Here is a 20,116-nt window from a genome sequence, read left to right on the forward strand (position 1 = left end):
GGTCCGCTGCGCGTCCCAGCGAAGTGCCGGTAGCCTAAAACACCCGATTGACTGGAAAGCCAAACGACGGCCGTCGCGATGTCATCCCAGCGCGGCAGGATCGCCGGCAATTTTGGTTGGGCGACAGGCCTCACTCCGCCAGTTGCCTCAACCGCGTGGCCGAGAGCAATCAAAGCCTCACCGGCCACCTCGTAGGCGCTGATGGATAGATGGTCCCAGCCTCCATCCGAAGCGTCTGGAAGGCATTGCGCTAAAAACTCGACGACCGGGCCTACCCAATTTGGGAGAGGAACTGGTTTTGCGACAACAGCTTTGCCAACGACGATCCGATGACCGAGCGGCTCGAAACCAATTTCGTCTAGTCCTGCCCCCAAGGAACCGGGCATTAGTGGTCCAATTGACTTGCGTCTGGATGATCTTGGAAGTTTCGCCATCACGTACCAGTCCTTGGTTGCGTTTTCGCAAGGCTGACGGTGGTTCGCCGATATCGGCGGATAATTTCGACAACTTCCTCGCCCGTCATCGTCTTGGTTTCCACGAGGCGGTCTACGAGCTCCTCGAGCGCACGTCGCTGAGCTTGGATTATTGATGTCGCTCTCCCCAGTTCCGTCTCCAGAATATTGTGGACCTCTCTACGGAGTTCGGGTTGGTATCTGCGCATAGCGGCGAGCTCGGCCTCGTCAAGCCGTCCCACAACCAGCGTTTGCCCCATTCCCAACGCACCTTCCAATGCGGTGGCCATATCTGTCGCACGGTTGAGGTCAGCGGCGCTTACGCCCGCTGCACCATCGGCAAACGATCCGAAGACTTCGATCTCTGCGGCAATACCGCCGAGGCAGACCGCGATAGCACTCTCGTAGTGCGTTCGCGTCTTTCGTTGTACCGCCTCGAGCTCATATTCAACGTAACCGAGCGGGCGATATTCGTCGTCTACGCGGAAGTTCGAGATTTTGATGCCGGAAACGTTGCCGTGGCCTAACTCGAAGGCAACAATTGCGTGACCTGCTTCGTGAACAGCCAGAGCGCGGAGATATTCCTCCGGCAACGCCGACATGAGCTGAAGCTGGCTGATAACATGTCGACCGCTGACTTCTTCCGATTGCCGCCGCGCGCAACGTTTCGCATCCCGGACCAGTTTCTCTATGTCGGCTCCCGACAAACCCTCTGTCGCTAGATCAAATTGCTCGGCTTCAAGACCATCGAGCATGATTCCGCTGTAGAACTTCAGGATCGATTGACGGGCTACCGCGTCGGGAAATCCCACCTCAATGTGTCGGTCGAGCCGCCCCGCCCTCCTTATCGCGCTGTCAAGTCTCTCAGGATAATTGCAAGCGCCTACGACGACGACACCTACTCGGCGCTCGAAGCCGTCCAGCAGTTCCAAGAAGGCTGCCATGACAACCCTGAAATAACCATTGTTCCGGTCCGTTCCGCCTCGTGAGCCAAACGCGTCGACTTCGTCGATGAATAGTATCGAGGGCGCTTTTGCCTTTGCTTCCGTGAACGACGCTCGCATCGCTTTCAAGTGATCATCGAGCGAACCGGCCTCCTGCCATCTCGATATTGAACCGAATACGATTGGGACGTCGCAGGTATTTGCCAGCGCACTCGCAAACATCGTTTTTCCAACTCCGGGCGGACCCGAAATCAAGACCCCGGCGTCGATATCATTCCAAGGAAGGAGACCAGCCTTGTAGCCGGCTAGGTCCTCGGCGAGGTCATAGCCCCAATCCAAAAGTGGCCCATAACCATGTATGTCAGATAGTGTCGGGCCGACGGGCTTAGGCTCAACTAGCTCTTCGGCAGTCGGCGTTCCTTTCGGAAGACTTCGTAGCCGCTGAAAAGCCTGAAGAGGATCGCGTCGATCTTGGAAGGCCTTGGAGAGACGCGACCACGGTTCGGTTAGCAGCAGCTCGACGTTCTCGCGGGATGCAGGAAGGCCGGCCCGCCAGAGCGCGGCCTCGGCATGCCTTGGTGTTCGAGAGCTAAGTGGCAAAACTGCATCGCAGAGGAGACGGTCGTCGTCTTTAATTTCGTATTCGGTCGACGCAAAGAATATCGCCCGCCCATCGCGCAGGGCTTCCGCTTCATTTCGGAACGATTTATCGCTCCATTCGAAGACATTAGACTCGAACACCGCTGTCTTCCAGACTTGCGCAGCAAAGTGGCGAGCAGCTTCCGCATAAATGGGGAAATAGAAGTCTTCGTTCGCTACCAGTGTTAAAATGGCCTTCGCATCGAGCCTGTTCCAGGATCGCAAAGCATTAGCGACTGCGCAGTAGGCCATGAAGGCCGGCAGCGTCAGAGTCTCGCCCTGACCCTTTCTGACCATACGCCATGGCACGCGCGATTGCTTGCCGGACCGGGTCTTCGGCATTGAAACCCCCATTCTACTGAACTCATCGAACCAAGTAATAAAGTTGGCCGCGGAAAAGCACCGGCCCATCGAACCGCTTACTGCCGCTGAAGATTGAACTCGTCAGGCCGCTCCAGCCGATACCACCGAGACAGGGTTCGAGCGATGCCTCGATCTAAGTCCAAGTAATAGAGCTCGCTCGTGCAAGCGGCGCGACTATTCAAGATGAGAGGATGACCAATCGGGCGGCCTACCAAGCAGGGCACCGCTCGCTTCGTCACAAACCAGTCTTCAAGCAAGACCCCAGCAGACATCGCCGCGACGCAGCGATCAATATCCTCAAGGTCTTCTGCAAGGTCTCGCAGTCGCCCTGGGAGCAGACTGTCAATGCTCCAACCACCCGAATCACTTTTCCACATGAATTGCTCGAATCGCTCTGGATGTTTATTTATCCCAATAGGCTTCTTATAGACTCAGTTTTGGATATTAAAAGACCCTAAATCGAAAACGTTGACAATTTTTTCGCCGCCCGGCTTCTCAGCAGAATGAGGTTACCTGCTCCACCTGAGACCTTGAGGGTCGCGCGCGCGCTCACAGCATTCACTCAGCAACAAGTCGCCGAGCTTGCTGGGGTAACTCGTCGGTACATCTCAAATGCTGAGACATCTGAATCGATGTTCGAACTCAATCTTCAGCTGGTCGACTTTTACGCGTCACAGGGGATCGAATTCCTTGGGCAGGCGTCAATTGGCACCAAGACGTCTCGTGCCGGCGCGCGATGGCTGGCACCCCATTCACCCACCCTTTTACGTGATGACAGCGATCAATTTCACGTTGAGCGTCTCGGAATATCGTTTCGGGCGGCCCGTGCCTTGTTAAATCAAACACAGAATGAGGTGGCTAACGACACCGGACTATCAATCGCAGCGGTGAAGGGCTTGGAGATGGGCAATGACTGGTCGGCCTCATCCAAGATCATGCAAGATTATTACGAGCGAAAACGTGTGGAGTTTTTAGGGTGGAGTGATGCGCGCACCAGGCGATTTTATGGTGTAGGAGTGCGATGGATCGACTGAACCACCCCATCCGACCGTAGTCGCCATCCTTAGTTTTACGCTTGAGCCTTTCCACAAAGCAGCAGGGCATGGCGGCCTCGGCGTACCGACTAGAACCGGCTGACTCAAGGCAACACAAGGTCAGTTGCCTAACCGGCGGAAAATGCAAGTAGCGCCGGCTGGGATGCTAAATGTGTCTGTCGAGAAAGAGAAAACGATAGAAACTTGGCTCGAACGGCTTGTGCTATTAGGGTTTTCTTCGCGCTATTTATTGAGCGATTGTATTGACTTAATAAGGCATACAGAGGATAATCTTTTTACGGTACAGCAGGGATGCAATGACCGTGAAGGGTTAAGGTTTACAACAAAGGATGCGCGGCGTTTGCCGCTTTAAGTCGGCACCCCTTTTCTCGCTCTGCTAGCGAGAGAAAAATCCGCCGCGCGGATTTTTCTGAATGGGGGCTTTCTGCCCCCATACCCCCGAGGATACGATGAAGGGTTATGGTTTTAGGTCCATGCCTCTGATTGCAATCAATTTTCCTATATACCTACCGAAATTTCTACAAATTGGCGCGTGACAAAACAATTGGCGCCGTCCGACCAAAGTGCTGTATTCTCTGGAAACGCCGGCATCGGCCGCGCATCCCAGGTCCAGGCGAACATATGATCCGGATCAACGCATGAGGGTGCACCCGCGCCTTGCCAGAACCGGTGCTGCGCCTGCAGGAACCGGCGCTGCATCGCATCGCGACGTGCGCCGCTCGAAAAATGCGGAACCGCCGTCTCCGACGATTTCGGATCGGTAAAGACATTCGGCTGGTTCGCCCCCTTGTCGATCGCCGGGCAACCGAGTTCGGTAAACCACACGGGTTTCGAACCCGCCACCCACTCCGTCGGCAGCGCCTGTTCCACCCCGCCGATCCGGTTGTGATGCGTCTGCCCCCACCAGCTCGCAATATCCTTGTAGCGGTAAACCCATGGCTTTCCCGCCAGCCCGTCGGAAATTGGCGTGCGGATACGGTCGCGGCGGTCGTCGCCGCTGGCATAGTACCAGTCATAGCCCTCGCCGGCCGCGACCATCGCCCGCATCGCCTCGGCATCTTCCGCCAGACGGAAACCATCGGGATTGCCAAACGACAGGTCGCCGTCGCGCCAGTCGGACAGCGGCATGTAATTGTCGATCCCGACGGCATCGATATCGGCCGAGGCCCAGAGCGGATCGAGATTGTAGAGCACCTCGCCCGACCCATCCTGCGGATGGTAGCCGAAATATTCGCTCCAGTCCGCCGCGTAGGTCAGCTTGGTGCCGGCCCCGAGAATGGCCCGGACATCCGCCGCAAGTCCGATCAGCCTCTCGACAAACGGAAACGCGCCCGCCCCATCGCGCAATTGCGTCAGCCCGCGCAACTCGGATCCGATGATGAACCCGTCGATCCCACCCGCCACCTTGCCCAGCAGCGCGTAATGCAGCACCAGCCGGCGATAGCCCTCGTCCGCAGCCAGAGATGTCACCGACGTGCCGGATACGGAAAAATCCGCCGCCGTGGCAGCCCCGCAAAATGCGCCGATCTGCGTGCGCGCCGCCATCGTCTTGTCGGCACTGCCAGCAAGCCCGGGTGCAGGATGTGCGGTCACCCGCCCCCGCCAGGGATAGGCGGGCTGCCCGGTTCCGCCATAAGGGTTGGGCAGCGCATTCCCGGCCGCAATGTCCATCATCACGAAGGGATAGAGATAGACTTTCAGCCCACGCGCTTTCAGATCAGCAATCGCCGCCATAACGCTGGCGTCATCAGGCGTACCGCCATAGGCAGGACCGCCGCCATTCCTGCTGATCAGCCGCGCACCTCCGCGCGAAATTCCCGACACCGACCAGCGACGGCTTTCCCCCTGCCGGAACGGCGTCTCGACGCCAGGGACGATCCGGCACTGGCCTGCCCTTAAATCCGTCCCGAACCACGATACCACCAGCGCCACGCGCTCGAGGTTCGGGCACAATGCCTGCAACTCGTCGATCGACGCATGCCAGTCGGAACCGGCGTGGAAAATGTTGCGGTTGATCAACCGGCTCGCACCGGCCCCTGTCTCTTCCTTCACCACGCCCGGATCATAGCCATGCTCGCTCGAACCCGGAATGATGGTGATGGCCCGGATCTGCTTTTCCAGCGTACCGACCGGCCGCAAGACCTCGAACTGAATGACCGGAATCCGGTTGCCATAACCATCCAGCGGCAAGCGCTCGAACACGGCATAGGCGAGCCCCCGATAGGCTGGTGATTTCCCGGCGCCTTGCTTTGCCTCGATCAGCGGATCGGGCAATTGATCGCCGGTGCCGCGATACATCCGCATCTCGATCCCGGTCAGCTCCAGTTCCCGCCCATCCGCCCAGACACGGCGCACGCAGGCAATCTCACCCTCGCAGATCCCCAGGGCGAAATTGGCATAGTAGCGAAACGTCTCGACCCGCGGCCCGCTCGCCTTGCCGCCCCGCCGCTCGACCCGCACCTCCTCCTCGAACCGCGTCGCCCAGATCAGCGTGCCGCCGATGCGCACGGTGCCATAGGCCCGCGTGATCGCCGTCCCGTCCTCGGCGCCGGGAATGCGCGCATCGCCCAGCCTGGCGCCGGAGACCGTCGTCATGCCGTTGATGATCGACCGATCGATGACCGATCCGGCCAGCGCTCCAACTGCGCGGCCAAGCACCGCGCCAACCGGCCCGAACACGCTGCCGAGCGCTGCACCGGCCGCCTGCAGAAGAATGGTTGCCATGATCCTCAGACCTTCTCGGGAAAACGAAACACACCGGCAATCCGCCGCCGCCAGGACGGCACCAGCGCCGACTCGATCACCGCCGCCTGCTCATAGGCATGGATGAACCGGTCTTCGCTGCTGAGAATTCCGGCATGTTTGGCCGGCAGATCCGGCCGCCAGCAAAACAACAGCAGATCCCCCGGCCACATCTGCGCCGCCGAAAGCTCAGCCCCAAAATACCGCAACGCCGCCTGGCGCAACCGGTCCTCGCCGCTGCGCTCGGCCCAATCCGGCTGATAGGCCGGCGGCAATTCCGGCTCCACACCATAAATCTCGCGCCAGACGCCCCGCACCAGCCCGAGACAATCGCAACCGACCCCCTTCAAGCTTGCCTGATGCCGGTACGGCGTCCCGATCCAGCTTCGGCCTGCAGCAACGACCCGCTCTGCGAAGCCGACGCCCCGATCTCCCTCTTCTCCCCAGCGGGGAGAAGGTGGCCCGCAGGGCCGGATGAGGGGGACGGCAGGCTCGGAGCTAGAAAAACTCTGCTCGGCGCATCCCTCACTCATACAATGCCCGCCCATCATGCACCGCATCGCCATCCGCATAACCAAAGGCAAAATCCGTCCCCGGCATATGCGGAAACCCCTGGAAATTCAGCTGGTTTGCAAATGTCGCGCCACAGGTGCCAAAGCTCTTGTCGCAGCCCGCCGTCACCGTGAACGCATCGCCCACCGCCGGCGGCAAAGGCGGCGGCAGCCACAGAGACAGCGTCACCGCGTCAGCGTCCTTGCGATGATCGTCGATATCGCAGGCATGCCCGGCATTGGCCCCACCAACGAACCGGAACAAGCCATAGCGGTAAAACCCCGCCACCGCGGCATCGAGCCCGCTTACCCGTATCCGCGTTTCCCCCAGAACAGCCGCGATCGTGCCACTGCCCCGGTAGGCCGGATTGCTCAAACTCACCTTGCACCGTCCATCGCCCAGCACCGCATCGCAGCGCCGCCCGTAAATCCGCCCCTGTACCTGATCCAGCCGGTGCGTCAGCCGCCGCAGCTCGGCGCGAAAGGCGCCGCCCGTGCGCACGACATCGCCGATCTCCTGCACCCGCAGCAAAATGCGCTGGTCCGGCGCCTGCCAGTTCACCTGGAACACCTCGACCCTGGCGCCGTCATAACGCCCAATAATCACATCCGCCTCGCTGACCGCGGCGCTGGAAAACCCGCCTGAAACCTCGCCCGCCTCGACCGAAAGCCCGCTCGCCGCCTCGCTGTCGGCCGCCTGGAAACCGCTCGCCGCCCAGAAATCGGTGCCGTCGAAGCGCATATCGTGATCATGCTCGGTAAAGCCGAGTACCACTCCATCGCGCCGCGTCACGCGCCAGCAATGGCACATCGTCGTCGCGTCACCATCCAGGTGTTCAGCGAGTGCAGGCGAAAGCGTTCTCATGGCTTGATCTCCACCAGAGGAATGGACGGAATGCGGCCGGCTTGAAACTGCCCAAGATCCACATCGATCCGGTCGGTATCAAAACGCACCGGTACATCGAATTCGAAGCCTGCCTTCACGGCCGCGCCGGTCGCCGGAATTTTCGAAGGCGGAAACGTCACCCGCCCGGTCCCGGCATCGAGCGCAAAATCGGCGGGCGCTACTAAGATCCCGCCAACCGAAATCACCACACTGCCCAAAACCGGCTTGGCGATCTCGCGCACGCTCACGCCACCCGCATCGCCATAGGTCTTCGCCAACTGGAACACGACTGTTGCGCCATCACCCGTTCCAATGAGCTGATCATTGGCGCTGACCGCTCCACCCGGCGCACCGGATTTGAAATCGACGGGATCGCGAAACCGGAACCCGTAAAGCTGCCCCGCCCGCGCCTCGAAAAATTCCAGCACCGCATAGAGATCGCCAATCGACTTGATCCCCGAGCCCGCATCATAGTGCCGGCGCGCATCGCGCCAACGCCGGTTGCGGTTCTCCCGCCCGTTCGAAAGACTGACAATATCCGTCCGCCTGACCGGCCCCCCACTCGTCCCTAAAGCCAAGCGCAGAGGAAACCGGACTTCATGGAAGCCTGTTGGCATGATGTTTTTCCGTTATCTAGATCGGGTCGATGGGAATTTTTTGCAAATCACTGCGCGAGCGAGGGCGCTCGTTCTCATTCACGGATCAGCGGCCTTTTGCCCAGCAATGGATGGAGGAGACCGGTCGCAACCCACGCCGGCCATATCATCGCCAGTGCTTAGACGGCGACTTGACGGCCCCAAATTCCACAACGATAGGCAGAGGTCTCAAACTTCAGCTTGAGGTGTTGGCTCTTGTGCTTCACCCTGGTTCCCGGTGTCCGGATCCAGATTATAGTCGGGAGCGCTCGCCAGTTGCTGGTCAAGCAAACGAGATACAATGAGGTGAAGCGGGCCTAGATCCGGATTGCCATTTTCTTCGAAGGAAGCGTCGGCGACTTTCAGTGCATCAACATGCTCGGGGCGATTTTGTCGAAGAAGTTCGGGCAGAATTGTCTCACCCGGAAGCCAATTCCCCGCTGCTACACATAGAACAAAATAGCATGCCGCGCGTGCGGTTCGGCCGTTCCCGTTGATGAACGGGTGGATATAATTCAACCGCCACAAAACATAGCTAGCAAGAACGACTGGATCGACTTTGTCGTCCCAACTTCGGTTTACAAAGTTTACGAAGTCGTCCATCAACGGAACGACCTGATAATGTTCTGGCGGCTGGTAGGTACCGACATGCACTGGGCAGGGACGATACTCACCGGCATTTGTGTGCAGGCACGCGATCGCGTGGAAATTCAGAGCCTTCATAATGTGTTGGGATAAAAAAGGACGGCCGACCTCGAGCGACGCCAACACGATCGACCTTAGAAAATCATAATGGCGATTGCCATTTGCAATCGCCATTCGTTGATACGCAGGATGTTCTTCGCTTCTGGTCAGCTCGAATAGGATCACTTAAGCGCTCTTACGGCCTTCAAGGTCAGCTAATGCCTTCGTGACCTGAGCGCGCGTGAGCGTACTGGAATCAGAAAGCGAACCCATTATAAAAGACACCCGCTGCTTATACAGTTCCTCAGCAGTGAGCTTGCGCGATGCTGCCACCCGAAGATTGGTTAGCAAAGATTCTTTGGTTTTGAGATCGGTCATGATCTGGCTCCTGTGATTGTTTCGCGCCCCACGGATAAGTCCATGAAATACAACAATCTTCTTCTTGTTTTCCGATAAACTACGCACCGGAACCGCATTAGTCAACGTGCACTGCGTTACAGTTGTTCCCGGCCAACGGTGGTTCGCACCGTTTTGTTGCCCTTACTGCAACATTGTCAGCATCTTAACGTGCGTCGGTTATCAAACATTAAATTTTTTTTACTGGACAAACCTTGAGCCAGCCATTCCACAAAATGCCGCGGATAAGGATTGTCGACGAGATTTCACTCAATATTTCCGGCCGGGATCTCGAATCGACATCCCCTCTGATCACCTCAATACGCTTCCCTGCGGCTCGTTGATCTACATCCAGATGACAAACCACTCTCCCTTAGCACCCTGATTGTGGGCAATGGTTATTCGGAGTTTCAAATCCCCCTTCGCCCCCGCCCCACCGTGCGCGTCAGCATCGCCGCGATCTGCCCTTCCGACTTGCGAAAACTGTGCACATCGGTTGCCGTCACATTGAAGACGACATTCATCGCCGCTCCGCCACCGGAAGACGCCACGCCGAGCGATCCGTCGGAACCGCGCTTCAGCGGCAGGATCGCTTCCGATCCGGCCTCGCCCATCAGCCCCATCTGTCCGTCCATCGGAAAATAGGTCGGCGCCGACACGACCCCACCGGCGGCGAATGGCGTCACCCTGCCCGGCACGCCGCCATCGGCAAAGGCGGTTGCCCCGCTAAAACTCCCGGCAAGCCCGGAGATCGCCGAACCGAGCAGCCCCTCCAGCGGCTTTAACCCCGCCGAAAGCGCAATCTCCGTCAGCCGCAATCCGGCGCCACGCAGCATATCCTCCAGTCCCTTGCCGCCCCGCGTCGCCGAGGCCAAAGCCCCGGTCAGCGCCGAGCCGAACGAGCGCGAACGCCGCTCCAGATCGTCGAGCACATCCTTCAAGGCATCCGCATCATCGGCTGCGGCGGAAAACCCGATCTCGTCGTGGTCCATCATTGTCTCCTTGGAAAAATACCCGCCGTCTCAGTCGGGAAACGCCGCCATCAGCGCATCCATGCCGGAGCGATCCGGAACCGCGCCGTAAGGACGCAGCCCGCCGAATGCGGCCTGCATCTCCCTTGGGGTCATCGACCAGAAATCCTGTGCTGGAAGCCGCAGCAGGCACAGCCCGGCATGCATTACCGGCCCCCACGGAAACGGGGGCGGCAAGGCATCCACTCGGCCTGCTGCGGCCGTCAAGGGTTTGCGCCGTCCTCCGCGCCACCAAACGTCGCTGCCAGCAGTTCGCTGGTCAGCCGCGCCAGGCCGGCAATGCCGCCGTCGATGCTCATCACAGCAACATCCTCGTCCGACACCAGATTGCCGCCGCCGCGAAGGCCGGCGCTTAAAATCCGGATCATGTCATCAGCCTTCAGCCGCCCGGCCGAAAATCGCGCCGCAAGCTCGATCAGATTATCAGCCGCAAAAGCGGTCTCCAGCTCGGCCAGGCTGCCGAGCGTCAGGCAGAGGATGCGTCGCTCGCCGCCGATCATGGCCTCCACCTCGCCGCGATGCCGGTTCGCCCGGCCCGCCATTCCGGCGCTTCGCCCGCTCATCACAGCACCGCAAAGGTCAGGGCACCGGCCGATTCCAGCGCCGTTTCAAACAGGATCTCGCCATTGTACTGGCCCGAATATTCCAGCGCCGTCACCTGGAACGGCCCGGTCAGCGTGCCGAAATCCGGAATGACGATCTGCCAGTTCAAAATGGCGCCGTTGAAGAACGCCGCGCGCACCAGCGCATCCGAGCTTTGGTCCTTGAAGATGCCGGCGCCCGATACCGAGGCGCGCTGCACGCCCGCCCCGCCCAGCAACTCCCGCCACCGTCCGACTGATTCCGCATCCGTGGCGTCCACCGTCTCGGCATTGAACGCCAGCCGCTTTGAGCGCAACCCCGCCACCGTCAGGTAAGAGCCGCCATTGTCGATCTTCAAAAGAAGATCCTTCCCCTTCTGCGCCACCATGTCTTTGTCCTTCTCAGAAACGAAAAAGGCGCCCGAGGGGGCGCCGGCAAACTCACATTTCTCGTACGCGAAACCTCACTCCGTCACGACCCGAAACTCCATTTCCGCCACATGCCCCTTGGCCTTGGCATCACGGCCTATCCTTGTGCGCCGATGGAAAATGCTGACCAATACAAACCCGGTCAGGACAAGAGGCACATCATCCAACAGTGCCCGCACCCGCGCGGCAATCTCCTGCGCTACCCGGCTTCCGCCTTCGCCCGTGCGTACTTCCAGCGTGACCAGATGCTCCTCCCCCGCCTCGCTCGCCGTCGATGCGTCGCGGCTGTCGATCCCTTCAATGAAAACGCACGGCCGGTGCGATCGTGGCTGCAGGTGATCGCGAACCCCATCGGCCCCGATCAGCGCCGTCAGCGCCGCGTCATCGGCCAGCCTTACGAAAACCGCCTTCTGCAAGGCACCTGCAGCGCTCATTGCCCCTCCTCCGTGCATCGGCAGACCAGATAGCGCCGTGTTTCGTCCGGATCATGAAATGCCTGGACCGCAAACACCCGCGAGCCCTTGCGAAACCGCATGCCCACCGCGATGTCCTCGCGAAACCGGATCCAGATGCGATGCGTCATGATGAACATATCCGTGTCCGCCCGCTCCTGCGCGCTGACGGAGACGGGCTCGAGCCACGCCCAGAGCGAGGTCACCGGTGCAAAGCCCGGCACGATACCGCCCTGACCGTCGCCGGCATCGGTGCGCATCTCCAGCTCTAGCCGCGCCGACAGCTGTCCGGGATCGACAGTGATGGCCGCCATCGTCAGAGCCCCCGCCGGCAAAACGGTGCGATCAGCCGGTCGTAGCCGGCAGGCACCGCCGCCGGCTGGCTGTCGACTGAGACCGCACCACGAAATTCGTAGAGCAGCGCCGCATGCAGCAGCATTGCCCTCTTCAGTGTGTCTGGAACATCCGCACCGGTTGCCCCGAAACCGGCCGTGAAATCGATCTCGATACCGTTGATCACCCGTCCCGGCAGCGGTTGCTGCGGCAGGATCAGCCGCGCCGGCCGCGCCTGCCCGTCCAGCACGAAGCCTGCTGCATCGACGGCAACCGGCATGCCGGCGGCATCATAAACCGTAACCGCTTCAATCGTTTGCACCGGCCCCCTGCCAATCTGAATCACCCGTGCCCGTGGCCAGTCGTCGAGATAAAGCCGGAATGTTCGCGTCAACAGCGAAAGCCCGGTCTGCCGCTCCAGATGGTCGCGCACGGTGCGGATCAGCCCGGCGATCAGCCCATCCTCGGCGCTCGTTTCGACGCGCAGATGCGCCTTCGTCTCGGCAAGCGTCAGCGGCTCGCCGAGCGGCGGTGCCAGTTCGGTAATGGTCATGGATATCTCCAATGGGGATGCTTGGGGCATGGAATGGGTGGACGCAGCGGGAGGGGAGCTGCGTCCACCCTCGCGCACTGCGGCAGGGAAGACCGCCGGCGCGAATGGTCGTTATCCTTGAGGAAGGACAGCCTTACGCTTATTCAAGATGCCGCGAATTTAATCAGCTTGATAGCCTCAAAATTTTGCACCCCACCGCCGACCCGCTTGGTGGTGTAGAACAGCACATAGGGTTTTGCCGAATAGGGATCGCGCAGCACCCGCACCCCGGTCCGGTCGACGACGAGGTAGCCGGCGGCAAAGTTGCCAAACGCGATCGACGTGCTGCCGGCGCCGATATCCGGCATGTCCTCGGCCTCGGCGATCGGAAACCCCATCAGCGAGGCCTGCTGGCCTGCCACCGCCGGCGGGCGCCAGAGATAGTTGCCGTCGGCATCCTTGAACTTGCGGATTTCGGCCTGCGTCCTGCGGTTCATGACGAAGGCGGCATTCTGCCGGTGCCCGGCCTTCAGCGCATAGATCGCGTCGATCAGCGTGTCCGAAGGTCCGCTCGCCTTGAAGGCGCCGGCGGCTCCCGTGGCGATGTAACCGATATTGCCCCAGCTCCAGCTTGTCTCCGCCACCTGGCTATAGCTCAAGAAGCCCTTCGGCTTGTTGGTGCCGTCGCCGGACACGAAGGCCGTGCCTTCCTGCTCGCCGAAGGCGATATCGACCTCCGAGGCGATCCAGTTCTCGATATCGACGGCCGCATCGTCGAGAAGCGCTGCGGTCGCTGCCGGCATGGCGTAGAGTTCCATGGTCGGAAACGAGAGTTCGGCCAGCTGCGGCGTCGTGGTCTGCGGCCGCGCGGCCGTCTCCGCCACCCAGCCGGTCGCCATGCCGGACAGCGCAAACGGTTTCTTCAAGACCGCCCCCGACACCTGCCTGACCGTCGCCATGGCACGGATCGGCGAGACCACCGAAAGCCGGCGGCCGATTTCCGTGTCCGTTTCGTTGGGCACCAGATAACCGCCATCGCTGGCCGAACCGGTCGAAAACGCCTTGGCTTCCAGCTCGCGCAGCGCCTGCTCGTCGCCCCGGCGGATATAGCTTTCGAATGCCGCCTTGTGTTCCATCGTCTCCAGGCTTGCCTCGCCGCTGCGGCCGAGCGCCGGCCGGGCCTTCTTCAGCGCCAGCTGGTCGATGACCCGCTTCTGCTCGTCCATGCTGCGCGAGATGCGGTCCATCTTGTCGCGGGTGATGACATCGGCCGTCAGCTTGCTTTCCAGCTCGCCCAGCCGCCGGTCGTTGGTTTCCTTGAACGCCTCGAAGGCACCCATGAAATCCTCGAACGCCGCCGTCATCGTTTCGGGCGCGGTCTTGATTTCCGGGGCGGGCTTGCCTTGCTGCGCCATGCTGCTTGTCTCGTTCATCGATGTGTCCTTCTGTCGGAGAGCTTCATCATCCGGGCCGCCCGCCGCATCGTGCGCACGAGCTCCGTTTCGGTATCGCGGAAGAACCGCGCATTCTTGACGTTCGAAACCCTGGCCGATGGCAGCATCGGAAAGGTGACGATCGAGATTTCCCAAAGGTCGGCTTCGAGGATGCGGCGCACGCCGGTCTTGCCGTCGGTCTTCGCCTTGACGGTCTGGAAGCCGATCGACAGCCCGTCGAGCGCACCGGCCTTCATCAGCATGTGCACTTCTTGCGCCCTTGCGACGCCCGGCGACAGAAGCCCCTCGACATAGAGCCCGCGCGCATCCTCGCGGATGGTTTTCCATATCCCCAAGGGCTCGCCGGGATCGTGCTGAAACAGCATGCGCACGCCGGACGCGCCACGCTGCGCCAGCGATTGCTGAAAGGCCCCCGGCGCAATCGCATCCTTGCCGAGATCGACCTCGCCAAAAATGCTGGCATAGCCGGAAAACCGTCCCTCGCCGGTCACCCCGGAAAGCGTCAGATTGGCAAACTTCTGCGTTCGCCAGACAGGCATGCTGTCGGTCGTCATGGGTCTCTCTCCGATCATGTGAAATCGCTGGACGAAAAAAGCCGCCGCCACGCGCCTGCGGCTTGCGGCCCAGGGTCCGGGGTTGATCGCTGGCGGGCCCGGTCTATCTCACCCTTCGCCGTCTTCGAGGGACGGCCGTGGACCGGCGCAGGATGCGATGCGGACTGGGACACACCCCGGGCGGGCATTCGATCCGCCCGGGATAGCAGCCTGGAAACCAACCTGCGCGCAATTCCCGCCTAATCCGGCCGCGTGCCGAACCGCTCCGCCACGCGCACCGCCGCTCCCATTACCCACCAGGCAAGAAGGCTGGATGCCGCCGAACCGGTCAGCATCACCTCGGCGCCTGAAAGACTGCCTGCGATGTCGAGCTTGGTGACGATCCAAAGACCCGCCGGTCCGCCAAAAATCAGCCCGCAGGAAAGGCCGGTGAAAAAGCGCGAGGCAGCCTCGCGCTTGCCCTTCGGCAGCATGTAGATCAGCGACACCGCAGCCCCGGCCGCAGCACCGATACCCTTGGCAGCCCAAAGGCCCGGGTCACTGCCAAAATCAGCCATTTGTTAAGCCCTTGATGCTATTGTTGGAATTGCATCGTCTTCACCCGGCTGCAGTCAACTGCCGCAGGGTGATGCGCAGCGTGACGTTGCGTCAGCTGGAGCATTCTCTGAATCTTTTGAATCGGTTGCGGCGTAGCGCTGAGAGGTTGAATCAGCCGCTTCATGTGCGAGGCTAACGGACCGCCGAACAGAGTCCGGCAATCGCTTCAAGCATAAGAGAACAATCAGATATCTTCGAAATCGTCGCTCGTATCAGCGGCGATGTCGGGGTCATGCTGGCGCGCATGGCGCACGATCAGAATGCCCAGACTTCCATTCACCACTTCGTAGTCTATGACATAGGGCGCCGCCGAAAACCGGCGCACCCCTTGCGGCACAACCAGAGCTTTTCCCGCCAATGGGAATTGCCGCAGCATCTCCATCGTCTGCCGAAGATGCAGGATCATTGCCGATGCTGACCGCTTGTCAAAGCGGGCAAGATACGCGCGCTCGGCTTTCAAATAGGCGGAGGCCTCATCGGAAATGCGCAGCTTCTTCAAGCGGCATCATCCTTGCTCAGGGCATCCAATTCATCCAGCAAGGTGTCCACGTCTTGGAACTTGCCTTGGCGCATGCTCTCCCGGGCGCGCTCGATCTCCAGCAGTTCCCTGCCTTCCGTGGCAAGATAATACCGCATCGCCCGAACCATCACCCAGCTGCGGGATCGCTCGCTCGTTGCTGCGATCGTCTCGATATCCTTGAGCACATCGACCGGCAGACGCAGTGCGATCGGATCGGAGAGAACGGGCTTGGCCATCATCGGCTCCATTTGTTATACGGCGTATAACAAAATACCAGCAACGCGCCGATCTCTCAAGTCCCGCCTCAATAGCCCACCGCCTGCCGCTTCTCTTCGTCGGTAAGAAAATCCGCTTCCTTCATCCGGGCCCAGACCTCGCTGCGTTCGCCGGTCAGCCCGGTCACCTGGTCGAGATCCGGCACCAGCTTCAGTGCTTCACCAGACCGTCCGGAAAGCCATCCGGACAGCGCTGCCGCCGTTCGAAAAACCATCGGCAGGATGGTCAGCCGGTAGAGCCCCCGGTTGGCCTCCTGATAATTGGCATAGGTGTTGTCGCCAGGAATGCCGAGCAGCATCGGCGGCACCCCGAAGGCCAGCGCGATGTCGCGCGCCGCACCGTTTTTCGCCTCGACGAAATCCATGTCCTTCGGCGACAGTCCCATCGCCTTCCAGTCGAGCCCGCCTTCAAGCAGCAGCGGCCGGCCGGCGCGGATCGGGCCGGAATACCCCTCATCCAGTTCGTTCTTCAGCCGGTCATACTGGTCGGCCGACAGATTGCCGCCCTCCTTCGGCTGGTAAACCAAAGCACCCGAAGGCCGGGCCGAATTGTCGAGCAGCGCCTTGTTCCAGGTCGCCGCCGCATTCGAAAGGTCGAGCGCCATCTGTGCGGCTGCCAGCGGCGGAAAACCCAGGTGATCGTCGAGCGGATGAAACAATCTCAGATGCAGCAGCCCATCCTCACCGGCCGAAATCCGCCGCACCAGATTGCCGACCCGGTATTCATACGCCTCCGGCCAGCCGTCCCGCCCCTCAAGAATGCGCACCCTGTCCGGCCGCAGCAGATGCAGTTCGCGCATCGCGCCGCCGATCTCCGCCACATCGACATAGGCATTGCCCGATAGCAGCAGATGGCCATAGAGCATCTCGAAAAAATCATGTCCCCCCATCCGCCCATTCGGCCGTGCCAAAAGCGCCAGCACCGGATGCGCGCTTCGCTCCTGCGTTCCCTCGTAGACCAGCAACGGCACGTTGGCCGCAGCCTCCGAAATCAGCCTGACTGCCCGGTGCGCCACCGGATTGCGCATGAACCCTTCGCGGGCCAATGCCGCATAGGACCGCCCGGTCCAGTGCGCCCGCCCCTCCTGCGCAATGGCAATGAAACTTGAGGCCGCCTTGGTTTCACGCAAAGCGTCACTCTCCACCGGGCGGCGCCACGGCAGACGGAATGGATTTTTCATGTCTCGCTATCCTTGAATGCCGCCCGGCGCGGCCTGAAATCGGGATGAAAACTGACGCCTCTATTCCACCCGCGCCTGCCGGATCGCGGCGAGATATCGCCTGCCGTATCCCGCCACCAGTTCCGCCCGGTCGCGGCCATTGATGATCCGCCGCGCGCCGGTCCAGTCTTCGTGGTCTGCGGAGAAGTATTGCCCCAGCCTGCGGCCGGTAAACGCGCCGGTCTGCATGCCGATGAACAGGATGTCGGCGGCAACGGCCATTTCCATCGCCCGCTCCGGCCGGGAAATCAGGTCGATCCCGGTCGCCAGCGCCATCTTTTCGTAATTCACCCTGTGCGTCAGCTGCACCAGCCCACGCCCCAGCCAGCTCTTCCCCTCGGCATCCCGCCGCCAGTAGCGCACGGACACAGAGGGCAGCCGGCCGTTGTCAAATGCGCTGTCAAGAAGAGCAATCGCCCGCGCGTCGCTTTTGGCAAAGGTTTCGCGCACCGGCTGGATCGTCCGGCCGGTCTCGTGATGCGCAGTCGCCAGCATATAGGCGAGCCAGCGATCATCGATCCCTGCTGCAACCCCGGCGCGATCGAGAATCGCCGTCAACCCGATCACTTGGCGCCGTTTCAGCACGCCATCGAACAGGGAAACACGCACTGCCTCGAAGAAAGTTTTTCGCGCCAACATCCTCCACCCTCCACTTCCGGTCCAAAGACTTGAAAAATGTCGTGACTCTAAATCGATTTAATCAATTTAAATCGTTTAAACTGTTTAATGCCCTGATTTACTTTGGCTTTGGGATGTGAAATCTGGATTTAGCAATATGATATTGCCTTGATCGAGGAGGATCGAATGAACGCTCAGAGCAAGATACAGGCCGACACCACCCGCTCGACGGTACCGCAGCACATCCTCGACCGGTTCGAAAATGCCTGGCAGCAGATGCGTGCAAACGCCACCGCCGAGCCGAAATCATACGCGACCGAAGACGACAAGCGCTGATCGCCTCTCCGGAATTTCCGATCGCCAGCGCACAACCGAAGCGGAACCTTCCGTCTCGGCCTGCGTTGTCGGTCGTTGCAGAAAGAACGAAAGGATCGCCCATGCCGGCCCAGCAAATCTCCCAGGCCCAGTTCGAACGCCTCGAAAACGAGTGGCGCCAGATCCGCGAAACCGCATCGACGGCACCCAAGCCCGCGTCTTCGGCGACAAGCAAATAATTCGGCCACTCTGCAGTACACCCTCCCCTTGAGGGGGAGGGTCGGAGCAAAGCTCCGGGGTGGGGTGACTGCCGCGTACTCGCGGCGTCCGCGCAAGCACCCATACCATCTCATCAAATCCCCCTGACGCGCGGCTCGCCGCCGCCGTCCAGCATCAGCGCCGTCAGCGCCCAGACCAGCGCATCCAGCCGATCGGGCGAACGTCCGGAGGACAATCCATCCGGCCCGAAATCGCACATCTGGTCCTCCAATGCCGGAAACGAACCGGCATGCACCACCCGGCCCTGCTCGTAGAGTGCTGCCACCGGTTCCGCCCGCAGCCATTTTCCACGTGATGCCCGGACCGAAGTCACCGGCAACTGCGCATCGATACCGCGCAGCACCGCAGACACCATGTCGCCGCCCTGGTTGACCTCGGCGACGATCCGGTCGGCATCGAAGCGCTTGTAGGCGCGAACCACGGCACCGGCCCAGCCGGCCGGGCTTGCGCCCTCGACCGAACAGTCGGCCAGCACGACGCCGCGCCCGGTTCGATCGAGCCCCGCCACGATAATGCCGCAGCAGGATTCGCGTCCCATGCCGGCCGGGGGATCGACCGCCACGACGATCCGGCCAAGCGGCCCGGTCTCGCGCAGTTTCAACGCCTCGATCCCGGCGCGCGACCAGAGCGCGTCCTCGCGATCCTCGATCATCTCGCCGTCGAGTTCCTGCCTCCCCAGCCGCGTGCCACCGTAGCGCCCAGCCATCGCCGACAGAAATCCCGGCGCAAGGTTCGCCGCATTGTCGCCGGTCCTGATCCGGCACGTCGTGGTGCCGGGATCGGCGATCAGTGCCTTCAGTACCGGCACCGGCCGCGGCGTCGTCGTCACCAGTGCACGCGGAAAATCGCCCAGCCGCAGGGCAAACTGCAGCATGTCCCAGGTCTCCTGCCCATGTTTCCATTTGCCGAGCTCGTCGCACCAGGCATAGTCGAATTGCGGCCCGCGCAGGCTTTCGGGGTCTTCCGAGGAAAAGATCTGCGCCACCGTACCGTTCGGCCAGACGAGCCGCCGCCGCGATGCCTCGAAGTCCGGCCGGACGTTTCGTGCAATCCGGCAGATGCCGGACACGCCGTCGATCATCACTTCGCGCGCATCGCCCAGCGTTTCCGCTACCAGCGCGATCCGCAATCCCGGCCGCGCCGCCTTGCCGGACGCCAGGTCCTGCACCCATTCGGCGCCCGCCCGCGTCTTGCCCGACCCGCGCCCGCCCATCAAAAGCCAGACCCGCCAGTCTCCTTTCGGCGGCCTTTGTTCGGAACGGCCCGTTTGAGACCAGTCCCGGACGTACACGACGAGATTGCGAAACCGCTCAAGGCGGCCTGCATCTATTGTGTTGGAAGCCACCGCAGACTCGCTATCGATGCCGCCACATGACTGAAAGTCTTGCCCCGGCGTTTCGGAAGCTTCAGCCGATATTTCCACTCCGGCAGCATCCGTATTCAAATCGGCAGCAGGCATTTGTGCGTCTTCGGCAAGTGCATTGCGGTTCACGTTCTCCACTTGCGGCAAGGCCTGCAGCTGAGTGAAGACTGCTGCACCGCCCATGTCATCCATCAAAAGTCGCGTCTCGCTAGCGGC

23 protein-coding genes and 1 pseudogene are annotated in these 20,116 nt (G+C 61.1%); 2 read left to right on the top strand and 22 right to left on the bottom strand.

What is annotated here, in order from left to right:
* Nucleotides 1-433: 433 nt before the first annotated feature.
* Nucleotides 434-2,377 (bottom strand): AAA family ATPase, encoded by a 1,944-nt coding sequence (locus ACP7BS_RS04680; protein ID WP_426236553.1) that lies wholly within the window; start codon nucleotides 2,375-2,377, stop codon nucleotides 434-436.
* 653 nt (nucleotides 2,378-3,030) lie between these two features.
* On the opposite strand from ACP7BS_RS04680, the gene ACP7BS_RS04685 reads away from it, so the two are divergent.
* On the top strand, nucleotides 3,031-3,432 hold the full coding sequence (locus ACP7BS_RS04685) for a hypothetical protein (RefSeq protein ID WP_426236555.1): 402 nt from the start codon (nucleotides 3,031-3,033) through the stop codon (nucleotides 3,430-3,432).
* A gap of 564 nt (nucleotides 3,433-3,996) precedes the next feature.
* On the opposite strand, the pseudogene ACP7BS_RS04690 reads toward ACP7BS_RS04685, so the two are convergent.
* From ACP7BS_RS04690 to ACP7BS_RS04785, 20 genes and pseudogenes are all read right to left on the bottom strand, one after another.
* Nucleotides 3,997-6,177 (bottom strand): annotated as a pseudogene (locus ACP7BS_RS04690) (baseplate multidomain protein megatron); the annotation flags it as partial.
* A gap of 5 nt (nucleotides 6,178-6,182) precedes the next feature.
* A complete protein-coding gene (locus tag ACP7BS_RS04695; RefSeq protein WP_426237434.1) occupies nucleotides 6,183-6,671 on the bottom strand; it encodes an NlpC/P60 family protein in 489 nt (162 codons plus the stop codon).
* Between the two features lie 49 nt (nucleotides 6,672-6,720).
* The gene (locus ACP7BS_RS04700) at nucleotides 6,721-7,611 is read right to left on the bottom strand and encodes a DUF2163 domain-containing protein (RefSeq protein ID WP_426236557.1); all 891 of its coding nucleotides are present in this window, start codon (nucleotides 7,609-7,611) and stop codon (nucleotides 6,721-6,723) included.
* On the bottom strand, nucleotides 7,608-8,249 hold the full coding sequence (locus ACP7BS_RS04705; protein ID WP_426236559.1) for a phage distal tail protein, Rcc01695 family: 642 nt from the start codon (nucleotides 8,247-8,249) through the stop codon (nucleotides 7,608-7,610). The genes ACP7BS_RS04700 and ACP7BS_RS04705 overlap by 4 nt, the downstream gene beginning before the upstream one ends.
* Nucleotides 8,250-8,456: 207 nt before the next feature.
* Nucleotides 8,457-9,137 (bottom strand): Fic family protein, encoded by a 681-nt coding sequence (locus ACP7BS_RS04710; RefSeq protein WP_426236561.1) that lies wholly within the window; start codon nucleotides 9,135-9,137, stop codon nucleotides 8,457-8,459.
* Nucleotides 9,138-9,329, bottom strand: coding sequence for a hypothetical protein (locus ACP7BS_RS04715; protein WP_426236563.1), 192 nt, complete (start codon nucleotides 9,327-9,329; stop codon nucleotides 9,138-9,140).
* Between the two features lie 428 nt (nucleotides 9,330-9,757).
* Nucleotides 9,758-10,339 carry a phage tail tape measure protein gene (locus ACP7BS_RS04720; protein WP_426236565.1) on the bottom strand — a complete coding sequence of 194 codons (582 nt, stop codon included), beginning with the start codon at nucleotides 10,337-10,339 and terminating at the stop codon, nucleotides 9,758-9,760.
* 30 nt (nucleotides 10,340-10,369) lie between these two features.
* A complete protein-coding gene (locus tag ACP7BS_RS04725) occupies nucleotides 10,370-10,564 on the bottom strand; it encodes a rcc01693 family protein (RefSeq protein ID WP_426237436.1) in 195 nt (64 codons plus the stop codon).
* A 17-nt stretch (nucleotides 10,565-10,581) separates the two neighbouring features.
* Nucleotides 10,582-10,941 (bottom strand): gene transfer agent family protein, encoded by a 360-nt coding sequence (locus ACP7BS_RS04730; RefSeq protein WP_426236567.1) that lies wholly within the window; start codon nucleotides 10,939-10,941, stop codon nucleotides 10,582-10,584.
* On the bottom strand, nucleotides 10,941-11,348 hold the full coding sequence (locus ACP7BS_RS04735; RefSeq protein WP_426236569.1) for a phage major tail protein, TP901-1 family: 408 nt from the start codon (nucleotides 11,346-11,348) through the stop codon (nucleotides 10,941-10,943). Before ACP7BS_RS04735 ends, ACP7BS_RS04730 begins: the two co-directional genes overlap by 1 nt.
* Nucleotides 11,349-11,423: 75 nt before the next feature.
* On the bottom strand, nucleotides 11,424-11,822 hold the full coding sequence (locus ACP7BS_RS04740; RefSeq protein ID WP_426236570.1) for a DUF3168 domain-containing protein: 399 nt from the start codon (nucleotides 11,820-11,822) through the stop codon (nucleotides 11,424-11,426).
* A complete protein-coding gene (locus ACP7BS_RS04745; RefSeq protein WP_426236572.1) occupies nucleotides 11,819-12,154 on the bottom strand; it encodes a phage head closure protein in 336 nt (111 codons plus the stop codon). The genes ACP7BS_RS04740 and ACP7BS_RS04745 overlap by 4 nt, the downstream gene beginning before the upstream one ends.
* Nucleotides 12,155-12,156: 2 nt before the next feature.
* Nucleotides 12,157-12,726 carry a head-tail connector protein gene (locus ACP7BS_RS04750; protein ID WP_426236574.1) on the bottom strand — a complete coding sequence of 190 codons (570 nt, stop codon included), beginning with the start codon at nucleotides 12,724-12,726 and terminating at the stop codon, nucleotides 12,157-12,159.
* Nucleotides 12,727-12,869: 143 nt separating this feature from the next.
* Nucleotides 12,870-14,138 carry a phage major capsid protein gene (locus tag ACP7BS_RS04755; protein ID WP_426236576.1) on the bottom strand — a complete coding sequence of 423 codons (1,269 nt, stop codon included), beginning with the start codon at nucleotides 14,136-14,138 and terminating at the stop codon, nucleotides 12,870-12,872.
* Entirely contained in the window at nucleotides 14,135-14,713 is a 579-nt protein-coding gene (locus ACP7BS_RS04760; RefSeq protein WP_426236578.1) for an HK97 family phage prohead protease, read from the bottom strand. The genes ACP7BS_RS04755 and ACP7BS_RS04760 overlap by 4 nt, the downstream gene beginning before the upstream one ends.
* A gap of 239 nt (nucleotides 14,714-14,952) precedes the next feature.
* Entirely contained in the window at nucleotides 14,953-15,270 is a 318-nt protein-coding gene (locus ACP7BS_RS04765; RefSeq protein ID WP_426233162.1) for a DUF6107 family protein, read from the bottom strand.
* A gap of 224 nt (nucleotides 15,271-15,494) precedes the next feature.
* Entirely contained in the window at nucleotides 15,495-15,809 is a 315-nt protein-coding gene (locus ACP7BS_RS04770) for a type II toxin-antitoxin system RelE/ParE family toxin (RefSeq protein WP_426236580.1), read from the bottom strand.
* Entirely contained in the window at nucleotides 15,806-16,066 is a 261-nt protein-coding gene (locus tag ACP7BS_RS04775) for a CopG family ribbon-helix-helix protein (protein WP_426236581.1), read from the bottom strand. Before ACP7BS_RS04775 ends, ACP7BS_RS04770 begins: the two co-directional genes overlap by 4 nt.
* 68 nt (nucleotides 16,067-16,134) lie before the next feature.
* Nucleotides 16,135-17,286: a phage portal protein gene (locus tag ACP7BS_RS04780; protein ID WP_426236583.1), complete on the bottom strand. Its 1,152-nt coding sequence runs from the start codon at nucleotides 17,284-17,286 to the stop codon at nucleotides 16,135-16,137.
* Nucleotides 17,287-17,346: 60 nt separating this feature from the next.
* Complete coding sequence (locus tag ACP7BS_RS04785) at nucleotides 17,347-17,964, bottom strand: hypothetical protein (RefSeq protein WP_426236585.1); 618 nt, start codon at nucleotides 17,962-17,964, stop codon at nucleotides 17,347-17,349.
* A gap of 165 nt (nucleotides 17,965-18,129) precedes the next feature.
* On the opposite strand from ACP7BS_RS04785, the gene ACP7BS_RS04790 reads away from it, so the two are divergent.
* Nucleotides 18,130-18,279, top strand: coding sequence for a hypothetical protein (locus ACP7BS_RS04790; protein WP_426123467.1), 150 nt, complete (start codon nucleotides 18,130-18,132; stop codon nucleotides 18,277-18,279).
* A 331-nt stretch (nucleotides 18,280-18,610) separates the two neighbouring features.
* Here ACP7BS_RS04790 and ACP7BS_RS04795 read toward each other — a convergent pair whose 3' ends face one another.
* Nucleotides 18,611-20,083 carry a DNA-packaging protein gene (locus ACP7BS_RS04795; protein ID WP_426236587.1) on the bottom strand — a complete coding sequence of 491 codons (1,473 nt, stop codon included), beginning with the start codon at nucleotides 20,081-20,083 and terminating at the stop codon, nucleotides 18,611-18,613.
* Nucleotides 20,084-20,116 lie beyond the last annotated feature (33 nt).

Origin of the sequence: Pararhizobium sp. DWP1-1-3 (assembly GCF_049896125.1) — a bacterium.
GTDB lineage: Bacteria > Pseudomonadota > Alphaproteobacteria > Rhizobiales > Rhizobiaceae > Pararhizobium.

Excerpts from the sequence above, each read along its gene's own strand:
- ACP7BS_RS04795 (WP_426236587.1), bottom strand. The coding sequence starts at position 20,083 with ATGGGCGGTGCAGCAGTCTTCACTCAGCTGCAGGCCTTGCCGCAAGTG.
- ACP7BS_RS04755 (WP_426236576.1), bottom strand. The coding sequence starts at position 14,138 with ATGAACGAGACAAGCAGCATGGCGCAGCAAGGCAAGCCCGCCCCGGAA.
- ACP7BS_RS04740 (WP_426236570.1), bottom strand. The coding sequence starts at position 11,822 with ATGAGCGCTGCAGGTGCCTTGCAGAAGGCGGTTTTCGTAAGGCTGGCC.
- ACP7BS_RS04790 (WP_426123467.1), top strand. The coding sequence starts at position 18,130 with ATGAACGCTCAGAGCAAGATACAGGCCGACACCACCCGCTCGACGGTA.
- ACP7BS_RS04765 (WP_426233162.1), bottom strand. The coding sequence starts at position 15,270 with ATGGCTGATTTTGGCAGTGACCCGGGCCTTTGGGCTGCCAAGGGTATC.
- ACP7BS_RS04730 (WP_426236567.1), bottom strand. The coding sequence starts at position 10,941 with ATGAGCGGGCGAAGCGCCGGAATGGCGGGCCGGGCGAACCGGCATCGC.
- ACP7BS_RS04680 (WP_426236553.1), bottom strand. The coding sequence starts at position 2,377 with ATGCCGAAGACCCGGTCCGGCAAGCAATCGCGCGTGCCATGGCGTATG.
- ACP7BS_RS04700 (WP_426236557.1), bottom strand. The coding sequence starts at position 7,611 with ATGAGAACGCTTTCGCCTGCACTCGCTGAACACCTGGATGGTGACGCG.
- ACP7BS_RS04735 (WP_426236569.1), bottom strand. The coding sequence starts at position 11,348 with ATGGTGGCGCAGAAGGGGAAGGATCTTCTTTTGAAGATCGACAATGGC.
- ACP7BS_RS04750 (WP_426236574.1), bottom strand. The coding sequence starts at position 12,726 with ATGACCATTACCGAACTGGCACCGCCGCTCGGCGAGCCGCTGACGCTT.
- ACP7BS_RS04780 (WP_426236583.1), bottom strand. The coding sequence starts at position 17,286 with ATGAAAAATCCATTCCGTCTGCCGTGGCGCCGCCCGGTGGAGAGTGAC.
- ACP7BS_RS04705 (WP_426236559.1), bottom strand. The coding sequence starts at position 8,249 with ATGCCAACAGGCTTCCATGAAGTCCGGTTTCCTCTGCGCTTGGCTTTA.
- ACP7BS_RS04745 (WP_426236572.1), bottom strand. The coding sequence starts at position 12,154 with ATGGCGGCCATCACTGTCGATCCCGGACAGCTGTCGGCGCGGCTAGAG.
- ACP7BS_RS04685 (WP_426236555.1), top strand. The coding sequence starts at position 3,031 with ATGTTCGAACTCAATCTTCAGCTGGTCGACTTTTACGCGTCACAGGGG.
- ACP7BS_RS04785 (WP_426236585.1), bottom strand. The coding sequence starts at position 17,964 with ATGTTGGCGCGAAAAACTTTCTTCGAGGCAGTGCGTGTTTCCCTGTTC.
- ACP7BS_RS04715 (WP_426236563.1), bottom strand. The coding sequence starts at position 9,329 with ATGACCGATCTCAAAACCAAAGAATCTTTGCTAACCAATCTTCGGGTG.
- ACP7BS_RS04775 (WP_426236581.1), bottom strand. The coding sequence starts at position 16,066 with ATGGCCAAGCCCGTTCTCTCCGATCCGATCGCACTGCGTCTGCCGGTC.
- ACP7BS_RS04720 (WP_426236565.1), bottom strand. The coding sequence starts at position 10,339 with ATGGACCACGACGAGATCGGGTTTTCCGCCGCAGCCGATGATGCGGAT.
- ACP7BS_RS04760 (WP_426236578.1), bottom strand. The coding sequence starts at position 14,713 with ATGACGACCGACAGCATGCCTGTCTGGCGAACGCAGAAGTTTGCCAAT.